Source organism: Kosakonia sp. Marseille-Q7440 (assembly GCF_965119485.1).
The window spans coordinates 2,558,223-2,572,395 of record NZ_CBCPLT010000001.1 but is presented as its reverse complement, the minus strand read 5'-3'; the positions used below and the strand labels follow the sequence as shown (position 1 = coordinate 2,572,395).

General features: G+C 54.2%; 15 protein-coding genes. 13 read left to right on the top strand and 2 right to left on the bottom strand.

Going from position 1 to position 14,173, the window contains the following annotated elements; genetic code table 11:
* Positions 1-150 precede the first annotated feature (150 nt).
* Positions 151-789 carry an RpiB/LacA/LacB family sugar-phosphate isomerase gene (locus tag ACWPW2_RS12015; protein WP_023480165.1) on the top strand — a complete coding sequence of 213 codons (639 nt, stop codon included), beginning with the start codon at positions 151-153 and terminating at the stop codon, positions 787-789.
* Positions 790-983: 194 nt separating this feature from the next.
* Here ACWPW2_RS12015 and ACWPW2_RS12010 read toward each other — a convergent pair whose 3' ends face one another.
* Positions 984-2,405: an MFS transporter gene (locus ACWPW2_RS12010; protein WP_454123187.1), complete on the bottom strand. Its 1,422-nt coding sequence runs from the start codon at positions 2,403-2,405 to the stop codon at positions 984-986.
* 215 nt (positions 2,406-2,620) lie between these two features.
* Here ACWPW2_RS12010 and azuC point away from each other — a divergent pair, with 215 nt between their 5' ends.
* From azuC to otsA, 8 genes are all read left to right on the top strand, one after another.
* Positions 2,621-2,704, top strand: a complete 84-nt coding sequence (gene azuC, locus ACWPW2_RS12005; RefSeq protein WP_017458329.1) for a stress response protein AzuC — start codon at positions 2,621-2,623, stop codon at positions 2,702-2,704.
* Positions 2,705-2,821: 117 nt separating this feature from the next.
* A complete protein-coding gene (locus ACWPW2_RS12000; RefSeq protein WP_023480161.1) occupies positions 2,822-3,073 on the top strand; it encodes a DUF2766 family protein in 252 nt (83 codons plus the stop codon).
* A gap of 117 nt (positions 3,074-3,190) precedes the next feature.
* A complete protein-coding gene (locus ACWPW2_RS11995; protein ID WP_454123185.1) occupies positions 3,191-3,748 on the top strand; it encodes a DJ-1 family glyoxalase III in 558 nt (185 codons plus the stop codon).
* A 318-nt stretch (positions 3,749-4,066) separates the two neighbouring features.
* Positions 4,067-5,047 (top strand): arabinose ABC transporter substrate-binding protein, encoded by a 981-nt coding sequence (locus tag ACWPW2_RS11990; RefSeq protein ID WP_023480146.1) that lies wholly within the window; start codon positions 4,067-4,069, stop codon positions 5,045-5,047.
* 70 nt (positions 5,048-5,117) lie between these two features.
* Entirely contained in the window at positions 5,118-6,632 is a 1,515-nt protein-coding gene (gene araG / locus ACWPW2_RS11985; RefSeq protein ID WP_454123182.1) for an L-arabinose ABC transporter ATP-binding protein AraG, read from the top strand.
* 14 nt (positions 6,633-6,646) lie between these two features.
* Complete coding sequence (araH, locus tag ACWPW2_RS11980) at positions 6,647-7,630, top strand: L-arabinose ABC transporter permease AraH (protein WP_023480059.1); 984 nt, start codon at positions 6,647-6,649, stop codon at positions 7,628-7,630.
* 185 nt (positions 7,631-7,815) lie between these two features.
* Positions 7,816-8,622, top strand: a complete 807-nt coding sequence (gene otsB, locus ACWPW2_RS11975) for a trehalose-phosphatase (RefSeq protein WP_023480150.1) — start codon at positions 7,816-7,818, stop codon at positions 8,620-8,622.
* On the top strand, positions 8,597-10,021 hold the full coding sequence (otsA, locus tag ACWPW2_RS11970; protein ID WP_124968028.1) for an alpha,alpha-trehalose-phosphate synthase: 1,425 nt from the start codon (positions 8,597-8,599) through the stop codon (positions 10,019-10,021). The genes otsB and otsA overlap by 26 nt, the downstream gene beginning before the upstream one ends.
* Positions 10,022-10,062: 41 nt before the next feature.
* On the opposite strand, the gene uspC is transcribed toward otsA, so the two are convergent.
* The gene (gene uspC, locus ACWPW2_RS11965) at positions 10,063-10,488 is read right to left on the bottom strand and encodes a universal stress protein UspC (protein WP_023480164.1); all 426 of its coding nucleotides are present in this window, start codon (positions 10,486-10,488) and stop codon (positions 10,063-10,065) included.
* A gap of 778 nt (positions 10,489-11,266) precedes the next feature.
* Here uspC and flhD point away from each other — a divergent pair.
* The 4 genes from flhD (at position 11,267) to motB (ending at position 14,169) form a co-directional block, all read left to right on the top strand.
* Positions 11,267-11,617, top strand: a complete 351-nt coding sequence (gene flhD / locus ACWPW2_RS11960) for a flagellar transcriptional regulator FlhD (protein WP_023480187.1) — start codon at positions 11,267-11,269, stop codon at positions 11,615-11,617.
* A 2-nt stretch (positions 11,618-11,619) separates the two neighbouring features.
* Positions 11,620-12,198 (top strand): flagellar transcriptional regulator FlhC, encoded by a 579-nt coding sequence (gene flhC / locus ACWPW2_RS11955; protein WP_023480091.1) that lies wholly within the window; start codon positions 11,620-11,622, stop codon positions 12,196-12,198.
* 127 nt (positions 12,199-12,325) lie between these two features.
* The gene (gene motA, locus ACWPW2_RS11950; RefSeq protein WP_034813190.1) at positions 12,326-13,213 is read left to right on the top strand and encodes a flagellar motor stator protein MotA; all 888 of its coding nucleotides are present in this window, start codon (positions 12,326-12,328) and stop codon (positions 13,211-13,213) included.
* The gene (gene motB, locus ACWPW2_RS11945) at positions 13,210-14,169 is read left to right on the top strand and encodes a flagellar motor protein MotB (protein WP_023480067.1); all 960 of its coding nucleotides are present in this window, start codon (positions 13,210-13,212) and stop codon (positions 14,167-14,169) included. The genes motA and motB overlap by 4 nt, the downstream gene beginning before the upstream one ends.
* Positions 14,170-14,173: the final 4 nt, after the last annotated feature.

The window sequence follows — 14,173 nt, the reverse complement described above, 5'->3', positions numbered from 1 at the left end:
ACTAATCAGGACGGCAGGAGCGGGCCGTTCAAAACTGTGAGGCGGCTTTTGATTTTTAAAACCATTTTTCACTAAATTTGAAAGTATGTTTGTGAGGTAGTAAGGTTTAGGTAACCTTTGCTATCCGAAGCACGTCTACAGGAGATAAAAATGAAAATTGCACTGATGATGGAAAACAGCCAGGCGGCGAAAAACGCCATCATTCTCAAAGAGCTGAAAACCGTAGCCGATGAGAAAGATTTCCCGGTGTATAACGTCGGCATGAGCGACGAAAATGACCATCATCTGACCTATATCCACCTCGGTATTATGGCCAGCATTCTGCTCAACTCTAAAGCGGTGGATTTCGTGGTGACCGGCTGCGGCACCGGGCAGGGCGCGCTGATGTCGCTGAACATCCATCCGGGCGTGGTCTGCGGTTACTGTATCGATCCGGCCGACGCCTTCCTGTTCGCGCAGATCAACAACGGTAACGCGCTGGCGCTGCCGTTTGCTAAAGGCTTTGGCTGGGGCGCAGAGCTGAATGTGCGCTTTATCTTTGAGAAAGCCTTTACCGGCCGCAACGGGGAAGGTTATCCGCCGGAGCGTAAAGAGCCGCAGGTGCGTAACGCCGGGATCCTGAACCAGGTGAAAGCAGCGGTGGTGAAAGAGAACTATCTCGATACGCTGCGCGCCATCGATCGCGAACTGGTGAAAACCGCCGTTTCCGGCGAGCGTTTCCAGCAGTGCTTCTTCGAGAACTGCCAGAATAAAGAGATCGAAGCCTTCGTGCGTGAAGTGCTGGCCTGATAGTCATCTTGCCTGATGGCGCTACGCTTATCAGGCCTACGTTTCTGTGGTCGGTTTCGGGCTTTTGTAGGCCGGATAAGGCGCCATCCGGCAATGCATTGCGATTTCACAATAAAAAAGCCCGGTAGCGCAATGCGTGCCGGGCTTTGTTTTGTAGGCCGGATAAGGCGTAAGCCGCCATCCGGCATCTCTGTTTAACGACTTTTCTGCGACACCGCGCTGCCGGCATCCTTCGTCAAGCGCAGCGTATCAATCATTCCTACCAGACAGATCAACGCAATAAAGACAAACGCCAGCCGGAAACTGATCCCTTCCATCCCGCCGATCCCTAACCAGCCGCTGATATGCTCGCCAAGGCGAATGCCAATCGCGCCAAGCGTAATGCCCAGCCCCACCGCCAGCTGTGTCGCCGTGCTAAACAGCGTATTGGCATAACTCATCTGCGCGGTGGGCACATCGGCAAACGCCAGCGTGCTGACGCCGGTAAACTGCACCGAGCGAAAGACGCCGCCAAGATAGAGGATGGCAAAGATCAGCCACACCGGCGTATCGGCGGTAAGAAACGCGCAGGCCAGCAGGGCTATCACATTTAGCGCGCCGTTAATCAACAGCAGCTTACGAAAGCCAAGCCAGCGGATAAGCGGCGTGGTCGCCGGTTTAATGGACAAATTCCCGGCAAACACCGCCAGCACCAGCAGCCCGGCGTGGAAGGGATCCATACCAAACCCGACCTGAAACAGCAGCGGCAGCAGAAACGGCACTGCGCTGATCGAGGCGCGAAACAGCGAACCGCCATACATAGTGACGCGAAAAGTTGGTACCTGCATCGCGTCCAGGCGGATCATCGGCCACGCGTGGTGGCGGAAATGGCGCAGCGTAAAGGCAAACATCACCGCGCCAAGCGTCAACAGTGCCAGCGTCAATCCACCCTGTGGGTGTTGCGAACCGAGCGCTTCCATTGCGTAAACCAGGCTCACCATCGCCACGCTGGTGGTGAGAAAGCCGGTTAAGTCGAAGGGACGGCGCTCCTCTTCGCGGATGTTGGGAATAATGCGCAGCGCCAGCGCCATCCCCAGCAGTCCGAGCGGCACATTAATAAAGAAGATCCAGCGCCAGTCCGCGTAGTGGGTAATAAACCCGCCGAGCGGCGGGCCGATAATCGGGGCCACCAGCGCAGGCCATGTCAGCGTAGCGATAGCGGTAATCAGCTGATGTTTGGGCGTGGTGCGCAGCACCGCCAGCCGCCCGACCGGCACCATCAGCGCGCCGCCCATCCCCTGCAAGATCCGCATTGCCACAAACATCTCGACGCTGGTGGAGAGGCCGCACAGCACCGAGGCGAAGGTGAAGATCGCCAGCGCCAGCGTAAAGACGGTGCGCGCGCCGAAGCGATCGGCGATCCAGCCGCTGGCGGGGATCAGTACAGCAAGCGTAATCAGATAGGCGCTGATACCGATATTGAGCGCCACCGCTTCGACGCCAAAGGTTTTTGCCATATCCGGCAGCGCGGTGGCGATCACCGTGCCATCAATAAACTCCATAAAGAAGGCGCCCGCGACCAGTAATGCAGCGGGAGAAACCGCACCTCGCGTTTGCGCAGGGGAACTTTCGGTCATTGAGAGTCTGCCATCCACAAAAAATAATTGAAGAAGCTAAAAATATTTTTAGCGCGCTAACTGTCGGATTTGTCATCAGATTGCTCATAAAACTACGCCAGTTTCAATTTTTGAAACGTGATTTCGCTCTCAGATAGATTGATTTTTGTGACGGGCGTCATATTATGTCGCCCATTAAGGCTCAACACCTGCCTGACTAGTTGCCGGAGTGAAAAATGAAACTGCGTAAAATCCTGAAGCATATGTTTGAAACCTATTGCAAGACCTTCAAAGACGTACCGCCTGGCGCGATGTTCTGAGAATAAAAAAACCTGCTGCGGCAGGTTTTTTTGTCTCTGCGCAACGCGGCCGCGCGCAAAACTACTCTTGCCCGCCGTTTCCCGCTACTATGGCGCCCTTTCAATAAGGAGCTTCCCATGTCGCAAAACACCCCCGCCGACCAGGAGCTGGTCTCTGACGTTGTCGCCTGCCAGCTGGTCATCAAACAGATCCTTGATGTGATTGACGTTATCGCGCCGGTTGAAGTGCGTGAAAAAATGGCTAACCAGCTTAAAACCATCGACTTCTCGACCCATCCCGCCGCCGCCGATCCGGTGACGCGCCGGGCGATTCAAAAAGCCATTGCGCTGATTGAACTGAAGTTCACCCCGCAGGGCGAAGCGCACTAACGCGCATATTATCGACATCCGGCCACGGGTCTGTGACGCAGCGAGGATTTTGAAACGCTGTTTTGATCAACAATAACGCCACCTGTTTCACCTGACCTCAACGGCAAGGAGTCGGTCATGAAAAAAGTGGCGGTATTGTTAGCGCCGGGTTTTGAAGAAGCGGAAGCGATTATCACTATTGATATTTTGCGCCGCTTAGAGATTGAAGTAGAGACGCTGGCCTGCGCGGATACCCGCGCGGTGGTCAGCTATCACGCCATTCCTATGGTGGCAGACAGCACCTTGTCCGAGCGGCAAGCGACGCTGTTCGATGCCATCGTCCTGCCAGGCGGGCCGCAGGGCAGCGTCAACCTCGCGGGCAGCAGCGATGTCGTGCAATTTGTTAAAGCCCACGATGCGGCAGGGAAACTGATCTGCCCCATCTGCTCCGCCGCTGCGCGCGTGCTGGGCGGCAACAATCTGCTCAACGGGCGTCGGTATGTTTGCTCCGGCGATCTCTATCAACAAGTGCAAGACGGCGAGTATGTCGATGCACCGGTCGTTGAAGATGGCAACCTGATCAGCGGCAAAGGTCTGGGACACGCTTTCGACTTTGCCTTTACGCTTGCCGCGCGCCTGCTGGGCGACGAAAAACCCGTTCGCGAACACGCCGATCACATCTACTACCGCTGGTAATCGTTTCGCCCGGCCGCGCCCTGTGGCCGGGTACAAGGATAAGCTGGCTGACGTTATGGATTATCCTGCTTTCACCCTTGCGATTTGTCTGACAAAAGCCGCCGACTTTATGGCTAAATCCGCTGAATTTATGTACGGAATTACTGTAATTCAGCCGTGTGATGCCGCTCTCCTATGGAGAATCAATTTCCCGCTAAAACTATTTCCAGCACAGATGTCCATCTGATGCATGGGCGCTAATGCCTTGTTTTTTGAACTTTTAACAATAGCAATTATTTCTGTTCCCTACATAAAAGCGTGTTTAAGCCGGAGTTTACCATGCACAAATTCACTAAAGCGTTGGCGGCCATCGGCCTGGCTGCCGTTATGTCACAATCCGCTATCGCTGAAACCATGAAGCTCGGGTTTCTGGTTAAACAGCCGGAAGAACCCTGGTTCCAGACTGAGTGGAAATTCGCTGACAAAGCGGGCAAAGAGTTAGGTTTCGAGGTGATTAAAATCGCCGTCCCGGATGGCGAAAAAACGCTGAACGCCATTGATAGCCTGGCGGCCAGCGGCGCGAAAGGGTTTGTCATCTGTACGCCGGATCCGAAACTGGGCTCCGCTATCATGGCGAAAGCACGCGGTTACGACATGAAAGTGATTGCCGTCGATGACCAGTTCGTCAATGCCAAAGGCAAGCCGATGGATACCGTTCCGCTGGTGATGATGGCGGCCAGTGAAATCGGCGCGCGTCAGGGCGAAGAGCTCTATAAAGAGATGCAAAAACGCGGCTGGGATGTAAAAGAGACCGGCGTGATGGCAATCACCGCGAACGAACTCGACACCGCCCGTCGCCGTACCTCCGGCTCGATGGACGCACTGAAAAAAGCCGGCTTCCCGGAAAAACAGATCTACCAGGTGCCGACCAAATCTAACGATATCCCCGGCGCATTCGATGCCGGTAACTCCCTGCTGGTACAGCATCCGGAAGTGAAACACTGGCTGGTGCTCGGTATGAACGATAACACCGTGCTGGGCGGCGTGCGCGCCACCGAAGGCCAGGGCTTTAAAGCGGCCGATGTGATTGGCATCGGTATTAACGGTGTCGATGCGGTGAGCGAGCTGTCGAAAGGGCAGGCCACCGGCTTCTATGGATCTCTGCTGCCAAGCCCGGACGTGCATGGCTATAAAACCAGCGAGCTGCTCTACAACTGGGTGACCAAAGGCGTTGAGCCGCCGAAGTTCACCGCGGTGACCGATGTGGTGCTGATCACCCGCGATAACTTCAAAGAAGAGCTGGCGAAGAAAGGACTGTAAGGCTCTGTCGGTTGCGCTCCCCGTGCAAACGGGGAGCCTGTCGTACCCTCAACTGCTTCACGGAGACGTTATGCAACACTCCACTCCCTATCTCTCGTTTCGCGGCATCAGCAAAACCTTTCCCGGCGTCAAAGCGCTGAGCGATATCACCTTTGACTGTTATGCCGGGCAGGTGCACGCGCTGATGGGCGAAAATGGCGCGGGGAAATCCACCCTGCTAAAAATTCTTAGCGGTAACTACGCGCCCACCGGCGGCACGCTGGCGATCAAAGGCGAAGAGGTGGTATTTAGCGACACCACTGCGGCGCTGAATGCCGGCGTGGCGATCATCTACCAGGAGCTGCACCTGGTGCCGGAGATGACTGTCGCGGAAAATATCTATCTGGGTCAACTGCCGCAAAAAGGCGGCATTGTGAACCGCTCGCTGCTCAACTACGAAGCGGGCCTGCAATTACAGCATCTTGGGCTGGATATCGATCCCCAGACGCCGCTTAAGTATCTCTCTATCGGTCAATGGCAGATGGTGGAGATTGCCAAAGCGCTGGCGCGCAACGCCAAAGTGATCGCCTTTGACGAACCGACCAGTTCCCTTTCGGCACGTGAAATCGACAACCTGTTCCGCGTGATCCGGGAATTGCGCAAAGAGGGCAGGGTGATCCTCTATGTTTCCCACCGTATGGAGGAGATTTTTGCCCTTAGCGACGCTATTACCGTCTTTAAAGATGGCCGCTACGTGCGCACCTTCAGCGATATGCAGCAGGTCAACCACGATCAGCTGGTGCAGGCGATGGTCGGGCGCGAACTGGGCGATATCTACGGCTGGCAACCGCGCCCCTGTGGCGAAGAGCGTCTGCGCCTGGAGCAGGTGAAAGCGCCGGGCGTGCGTACGCCCATCAGCTTAAGCGTGCGCAGCGGTGAAATCGTCGGCCTCTTCGGTCTGGTCGGTGCCGGGCGCAGCGAACTCATGAAAGGGCTGTTCGGCGGGACGAAGATCACCGAAGGGCAGGTCTTTATCGATGGCGAAGCGATCAACATCCAGAAACCGGCCCACGCCATTCGGGCAGGGATGATGCTCTGCCCGGAAGATCGTAAAGCCGAAGGGATTATCCCGGTGCACTCGGTTCAGGAGAACATCAATATCAGCGCCCGGCGTAAATACATTCGCGCAGGCTGCCTGATAAACGATGGCTGGGAGAGCGAGAACGCCGCGCACCATATTCGCGCGCTCAATATCAAAACCCCCGGTGCCGAACAGCTGATTATGAATCTCTCCGGCGGCAACCAGCAGAAGGCGATCCTCGGTCGCTGGCTGTCGGAAGAGATGAAAGTGATCCTGCTTGATGAGCCGACGCGCGGTATCGACGTGGGTGCCAAGCATGAGATCTACAACGTGATATACGCGCTGGCCGCGCGTGGCGTCGCGGTGCTCTTTGCTTCAAGTGACTTACCCGAAGTGCTCGGCGTTGCCGACCGCATCGTGGTGATGCGCGAAGGGGAGATTGCCGGTGAGGTGCTACACGGACAGAGTGATGAACAGCAGGTGTTGAGCCTGGCTATGCCAAAAGTGAGCCAGGCGGTCGCCTGAGTGAGGAGAAAACGATGTCATCTTTAACAACGGCCCGCGCGCCGAAAAAGTCGCCCTTTAGCGTCGGACGCATCTGGGATCAGTTTGGCATGCTGGTGGTCTTCGCGGTGCTGTTTATCGGCTGCGCGGTGTTTGTGCCGAACTTCGCCTCCTTCGTCAATATGAAGGGGCTGGGGCTGGCGATCTCAATGTCCGGAATGGTTGCCTGCGGCATGCTTTTCTGCCTCGCCTCCGGCGATTTCGATCTCTCGGTCGCCTCGGTGATTGCCTGCGCCGGTGTGACCACGGCGGTGGTGATTAACCTCAGCGAAAGCTTGTGGATCGGCGTTGCCGCCGGTTTGCTGCTCGGTGTGGTCAGCGGCTTTATTAACGGTTTCGTCATTGCCCGCTTAAAGATCAACGCCCTGATCACAACCCTTGCGACCATGCAGATTGTACGCGGGCTGGCTTATATCATCTCTGATGGTAAAGCGGTCGGCATCGAAGATGAGCGCTTCTTCGAGCTTGGCTACGCTAACTGGCTGGGTTTGCCTGCGCCAATCTGGCTGACGGTTGGTTGCCTGATTATCTTCGGCTTCCTGCTTAATCGCACCACCTTTGGTCGCAATACGCTGGCGATTGGCGGTAATGAAGAGGCCGCGCGGCTGGCGGGTGTGCCGGTGGTGCGTACCAAAATCATCATCTTTGTGCTTTCCGGGCTGGTGTCGGCGGCGGCGGGGATTATTCTCGCTTCGCGCATGACCAGCGGACAGCCGATGACCTCCATCGGTTATGAGCTGATCGTCATTTCGGCCTGCGTATTGGGTGGGGTTTCGCTCAAAGGCGGCATAGGAAAAATCTCGTATGTAGTGGCAGGTATTCTGATTCTTGGCACCGTTGAGAACGCCATGAACCTGCTCAATATCTCCCCCTTCTCGCAGTACGTCGTACGCGGTCTGATCCTACTGGCAGCAGTGATCTTCGACCGTTACAAGCAGAAAGCGAAGCGCACGGTATAACGCTAACTGCTTAAATTATCGACACAACCTTTCAGTGTAATTCCCCCTTTAACCAGCCGCGAATGCGGCTGGTCTTTCATTGTTAAAATGGCGAGCGGCGTCACACTGTCTATACTTACATAGCTAATGATAATGGGCCGCAGCGAAATATCGGCTCAAATGATGAATGTAAGGAGGAAACAAGGGTGGACGACGCGTTATCAAAACCGCCTCTCTTTTCCGGTGATTTTGCCTTTTTTTTCGATTTGGATGGCACCCTCGCTGATATTAAACCGCGCCCGGATGAAGTTTTCATTCCGGAACAGGTGCTGACCAGACTTTCATTGCTTGCAGAGATGAATAACGGCGCGCTGGCGTTAATTTCAGGGCGCTCCATTAGCGAGCTTGATGAGCTCGTTAAACCGTATCGTTTCCCGCTTGCCGGTGTTCACGGGGCAGAGCGGCGCGATATCTCCGGTCAAACTGAACGGGTGACATTACCGAAAGAGGTGCTTATTCCGCTGGAGCAGGCGCTTCGGCACGGGCTGGCGTCGCTTGACGGCGTCGTGCTGGAAACCAAAGGGATGGCATTCGCACTGCACTATCGCCAGGCACCGCAGCATGAAGAAGCGGTCTTTGCCCTGGCCCAACAGATGGTTGATACCTTCCCGCAGCTGGCCATGCAGCCAGGCAAATGTGTGGTTGAACTAAAACCGTCAGACATTCATAAGGGCGCGGCCATTGAAGCCTTTCTGCGCACGCCGCCCTTCACCGGCAGGAAACCGGTGTTTCTTGGTGACGATCTTACTGATGAACATGGTTTTGAAACCGTCAATAAACTGGGCGGTATCTCGATTAAAGTCGGTTCAGGCGAAACCCACGCACAGTGGCGGCTGAATGACGTCCGGGATGTTCATCACTGGTTGGAACGTATGTCCGAGTATCAAAAACAAGAAGAAAAGGCGCTAACAAACAGGAGAGATGGCTATGAGTCGCTTAGTCGTAGTATCTAATCGAATTGCACCGCCTGATGATAAAAAAGCCAGTGCTGGCGGACTGGCAGTCGGTATTTTGGGCGCACTGAAAGCCGCAGGCGGCGTCTGGTTTGGCTGGAGCGGCGAAATCGGCGATGAAGATCAACCGTTGAAAGAGGTGAGCAAAGGGAACATTACCTGGGTCTCCTTCAACCTCAGCGAAGAGCATCACGAGCAGTATTACAATCAGTTTTCTAACGCCGTGCTGTGGCCTGCTTTCCACTACCGTCTCGACCTGGTGAAATTCCAGCGCGAAGCGTGGGATGGCTATCAGGAAGTGAACGCCTTACTGGCCGATAAGCTGGTGCCGCTACTGAAAGAGGATGACATTCTCTGGATCCACGACTATCACCTGCTGCCGTTTGCCAACGAGCTGCGTAAACGCGGCGTGAAAAACCAGATTGGCTTCTTCCTGCACATTCCTTTCCCGACGCCGGAGATCTTCAACGCCCTGCCGCCGCATGCGGAGCTGCTGGAGCAGCTGTGCGATTACGATCTGCTCGGCTTCCAGACCGAGAGCGATCGCACCGCGTTCCTCGACAGCGTGTCGATGCAGACGCGCCTCAGCACGCGTAACAGTAAAGAGCATATGGCGTGGGGCAGAAATTTCCGTACCGAAGTCTACCCGATCGGTATTGAGCCGAATGAGATTGCTCAGCAGGCATCCGGCCCGCTGCCGCCTAAGCTGGCGCAGCTGAAAGCGGAGCTGAAGAATGTGAAGAACATCTTCTCCGTTGAGCGTCTGGACTACTCCAAAGGTTTACCGGAGCGTTTCCTCGCTTATGAGACCCTGCTGGAGAAATTCCCCGAGCACCACGGCAAAATCCGCTATACGCAGATTGCGCCGACCTCGCGCGGTGAAGTGCAGGCTTATCAGGACATCCGTCACCAGCTGGAGACAGAAGCGGGGCGCATTAACGGTAAATATGGCCAGCTTGGCTGGACGCCGCTCTACTACCTCAACCAGCATTTCGATCGCAAAGTGCTGATGAAGGTCTTTCGTTACGCCGAAGTGGGTCTGGTGACGCCACTGCGTGACGGTATGAACCTGGTAGCGAAAGAGTATGTGGCGGCGCAGGATCCGGAAAACCCGGGTGTGCTGGTGCTGTCGCAGTTTGCCGGTGCGGCGAACGAGCTGACCTCCGCATTGCTGGTTAACCCTTACGATCGGGACGATGTGGCTGCGGCACTCGACCGTGCGCTGCGCATGCCGCTTGCAGAGCGTATTTCGCGCCATGCGGAGATGCTGAAGATCATTCAGGAGAATGATATCGACCACTGGCAGCAGAGGTTTATCAGCGACCTAAAGCAAATCACGCCACGTAGCGCGCAGAGCGAGCTACAAAACAAAGTGGCGACCTTCCCGAAACTGGCTTAAGCCGTAAAACCGAACGCTCCCGCGAAAACGGGAGCGTTTTTTTATCCCTCCAGCGACACCAGCAGCACATCTACCTCGCTGTTCTTCACAATACTCTTCGCCGAACAGGCCGCCCGCGAGAAAAAGGTCTGGTTATGGTTGCCGCATATCACCAGATCGACCCCCCTGGTGCGGCAGACATGCGCGATATGCTCACACAATTCGCCCGTGGCGATCAGCGTCTGCTCAATCGGATAAGTTGTACTGGTTACCAATTCGTTAAGAAACTGTTGCAATTCTTCCTGTAAGAGGGTTCGGACACTCTCCATCATCGGCGCAGCAAGCTGATTGTAGAGTTCGGGGTCGGCGGCAAGGGTAATTAATGTGATGCGGGCGTGAGAAGGGCGAGCAATATCAATCGCTTTGGCGAGTAGCTGATGACTTTCCGGGGTCATCGCCACCGCAACCAGAAGATGCGCGTAGGCCATTGCGTTCTCCACGAGGTATTCCAGTTTTTCTCACCATTACTCTGTTTCAGGCTCCAGCGCAAGCCACGAACATTGCCACTCTGTGAAGGTAATCATAAATATTCATTAATTATTCTTACGTAACAGAGCGTACATATAATAAGCAAGTTAACGAAAATTGAATACCTAACTGAAATTTAAAGAATATATCGCTAAATTCCGCCGCAGTTCATCAGGCTCATTAACGAAATCGAAATGGTAACTTAAGTCAACTAATTAGCAGTGCTAAAATCTTAACTTATTGTTTTATAAGTATATTTATTTATGTGTCTGCAATAGATACGTTTTGCTGAATCGAGGCTTTCCAGCATGTCATACCTCTGACCAGTAGCGCTTTTTTGCGGTTGGTACTGCATTAGTATTCGTACTAGTGGAATAAAAAAGGGTTCAATCGAGCAATAAAACATCAAATCACAAGCGAGACTGATAGATTTCTGATCAATAATCACGTAAATTATGTGACGTGGATCACAAAAATTTCAAATTCCCGCTCTGTTCAGATTGTATGTCTCAGCACCTACGAGTACAGTTGCGTCGAATTAGGAAAAATCTTAGTTCTTTGTAAGAAATGATTAAGAGAGCAGCAAGGCATTAACATCTCAACGAAGCGCCTTGCTCGCGAGATCCTGAGTCAGTTATGCATTTAGCCTTTCTTTTTTATACCGGGTTTTTTCCCGGCGACATCACGGGGTGCGGCTTAGCCGCATAAGATTCAAGTTGGTTATTCTGGATGGGAAAAATGCATACATCCGAGTTGCTGAAACACGTTTACGATATCAATCTGTCATATTTACTCCTTGCTCAGCGTCTGATTAGCCAGGACAAAGCCTCCGCCATGTTCCGTTTAGGGATTAATGAAGAGATGGCAAACACGCTGGGTGAATTAACCCTGCCGCAAATGGTGAAATTGGCTGAAACCAATCAGCTTATCTGTCAGTTCCGTTTTGACAATCATCAGACAATCACTCGTCTGACCCAGGAATCGCGTGTGGATGACTTGCAGCAAGTCCATACCGGTATTTTGCTTTCAACCCGCCTGCTCAACGAATCATCTAAAAACGGCGACGCGGCCAGGAAGAAAAGGGCTTAACTATGAGTGAGAAAAGCATTGTTCAGGAAGCACGCGACATTCAGTTAGCAATGGAACTGATTACGCTGGGTGCGCGTTTACAGATGCTGGAGAGTGAGACGCAGCTTAGCCGCGGTCGTCTTATCAAACTCTATAAAGAGTTGCGTGGTAGCCCGCCGCCAAAAGGCATGCTGCCATTCTCCACCGACTGGTTTATGACCTGGGAACAAAACATCCACGCGTCGATGTTCTGCAACGCCTGGCAGTTTTTGTTAAAAACCGGTCTGTGCAGCGGCGTTGACGCAGTCATTAAAGCTTACCGACTCTACCTCGAACAGTGCCCTCATTCTGATGAAGGCCCGCTGCTGGCGCTGACTCGCGCCTGGACGCTGGTCCGTTTCATGGAAAGCGGAATGCTGGAGTTGTCGCGCTGTAACTGCTGCAACGGTAACTTTGTTACCCATGCTCATCAGCCTGTTGGTAGCTTTGCCTGCAGTTTATGCCAGCCGCCGTCCCGCGCGGTAAAAAGACGTAAACTTTCGCCGGAAGCTGCCGATATTATTCCACAACTGCTGGAAGAACAGATCGATCAGGCTGTTTAACCGAATAAGGTGGAATCAAAACTCCAGCAGCGGTGCTTTAATGCCGCTGCTTTTTTTTGCCCGCCGTTCGTGAAAACCCTCCGAAATGTTTCTCTTAAGCCTTAGTCATTAGCAGAAGGATGATGTCGTGCTTATCGTAATAGGTTACCTGATAGTAGTTGGTGCAGTCTTAGGCGGTTATATGATGACCGGCGGTCACCTTGGGGCACTGTATCAACCCTCTGAACTGATTATTATCGGCGGGGCGGGTGTGGGTGCATTCATTGTGGGCAACAACGGCAAAGCCATCAAAGGCACAATGAAAGCGTTGCCGCTGCTGTTTCGCCGCTCTAAGTACACCAAAAGTATGTATATGGACCTGCTGGCGCTGCTCTATCGCCTGATGGCGAAATCACGTCAGCAGGGGATGTTCTCCCTCGAAAGAGATATTGAGAACCCGAAAGAGAGCGAGATTTTCGCCAGCTACCCGCGCATTCTGGCTGATGCCACCATGCTGGAGTTTATTGTCGATTATCTGCGTCTCATCATCAGCGGTAACATGAACACCTTCGAGATCGAAGCGCTGATGGATGAAGAGATCGAGACCCACGAGAGCGAGGCTGAAGTACCTGCCAACGCCCTTGCGGCGATCGGTGATTCGCTTCCGGCATTCGGTATCGTTGCGGCGGTAATGGGTGTGGTTCACGCACTCGCTTCGGCGGATCGTCCGGCGGCAGAGCTGGGCGCACTGATTGCCCACGCGATGGTGGGGACGTTCCTCGGCATCCTGCTGGCGTACGGTTTTATCTCGCCGCTGGCAAGCGTGCTGCGCCAGAAAAGTGCGGAAACCGCCAAGATGATGCAGTGCGTCAAGATCACGCTGCTGTCGAACCTGAACGGTTATGCACCGCCGATTGCGGTCGAGTTTGGTCGTAAAACGCTTTACTCAAGCGAGCGTCCATCGTTTGTCGAGCTGGATGAGCACGTACGTGCTGTCCGCAACCCTAACCAACAGACGACAACCGAGGACGCATGAAAAATCAGGCCCATCCTATCGTCGTAGTTAAACGAAAAAAACATAAAGGCCATGGTGGCGGCGGTCATGGCTCGTGGAAAATCGCCTATGCCGACTTTATGACGGCGATGATGGCGTTCTTCCTGGTCATGTGGCTGATCTCCATCTCCAGCCCGAAAGAGTTGATTCAGATTGCGGAATATTTCCGCACGCCGCTGGCAACAGCGGTCACCGGTGGGCCGCGTATTTCCAATAGCGACAGCCCCATTCCGGGCGGTGGCGATGACTACACACAGCAACAAGGCGAAGTGCAAAAACAGCCGAATATTGATGATTTGAAACGCCGCATGGAGCAGTCGCGCCTGAGCAAACTGCGCGGCGATCTGGACCAGTTGATCGAAGCGGATCCGAAGCTGCGCGCACTGCGCCCGCATCTGAAGATCGATCTGGTACAGGAAGGGCTGCGCATTCAGATTATCGACAGCCAGAACCGGCCGATGTTTAAAACCGGCAGTGCCGAAGTCGAGCCTTACATGCGCGATATTTTACGGGCGATTGCCCCGGTGCTTAACGGCATCCCGAATAAAGTGAGTCTTTCCGGTCATACCGATGATGCCCCGTACGCCAACGGCGACAAAGGGTACAGCAACTGGGAGCTCTCAGCCGATCGTGCAAACTCATCGCGTCGCGAGCTGGTTGCCGGTGGGCTGGATGATGGCAAGGTAATGCGTGTTGTCGGCATGGCCGCCACCATGCGCCTGGTCAACCGCGGACCTGATGAAGCCATCAACCGCCGAATAAGTCTTTTGGTGCTCAACAAACAGGCAGAAGCGGCCATTCTGCATGAGAACGCCGAGAGTCAAAGTGCGCCAATAAGCGCCATTACACAGCCTGAGCCCGCAGAGCCGGCAGCCCCCGCGCCAGCCCCTGCGTCTCCGGTAGCAGTTCCCACATCGCCACAAGCCAATCCGAGGTGATAGC

Coding starts and splice junctions, on each gene's coding strand:
- araG (WP_454123182.1), top strand. CDS start 5,118: ATGCAACACTCCACTCCCTATCTCTCGTTTCGCGGCATCAGCAAAACC.
- ACWPW2_RS11990 (WP_023480146.1), top strand. CDS start 4,067: ATGCACAAATTCACTAAAGCGTTGGCGGCCATCGGCCTGGCTGCCGTT.
- motB (WP_023480067.1), top strand. CDS start 13,210: ATGAAAAATCAGGCCCATCCTATCGTCGTAGTTAAACGAAAAAAACAT.
- uspC (WP_023480164.1), bottom strand. CDS start 10,488: ATGGCCTACGCGCATCTTCTGGTTGCGGTGGCGATGACCCCGGAAAGT.
- ACWPW2_RS11995 (WP_454123185.1), top strand. CDS start 3,191: ATGAAAAAAGTGGCGGTATTGTTAGCGCCGGGTTTTGAAGAAGCGGAA.
- ACWPW2_RS12015 (WP_023480165.1), top strand. CDS start 151: ATGAAAATTGCACTGATGATGGAAAACAGCCAGGCGGCGAAAAACGCC.
- ACWPW2_RS12000 (WP_023480161.1), top strand. CDS start 2,822: ATGTCGCAAAACACCCCCGCCGACCAGGAGCTGGTCTCTGACGTTGTC.
- otsA (WP_124968028.1), top strand. CDS start 8,597: ATGAGTCGCTTAGTCGTAGTATCTAATCGAATTGCACCGCCTGATGAT.
- azuC (WP_017458329.1), top strand. CDS start 2,621: ATGAAACTGCGTAAAATCCTGAAGCATATGTTTGAAACCTATTGCAAG.
- ACWPW2_RS12010 (WP_454123187.1), bottom strand. CDS start 2,405: ATGACCGAAAGTTCCCCTGCGCAAACGCGAGGTGCGGTTTCTCCCGCT.
- araH (WP_023480059.1), top strand. CDS start 6,647: ATGTCATCTTTAACAACGGCCCGCGCGCCGAAAAAGTCGCCCTTTAGC.
- flhD (WP_023480187.1), top strand. CDS start 11,267: ATGCATACATCCGAGTTGCTGAAACACGTTTACGATATCAATCTGTCA.
- flhC (WP_023480091.1), top strand. CDS start 11,620: ATGAGTGAGAAAAGCATTGTTCAGGAAGCACGCGACATTCAGTTAGCA.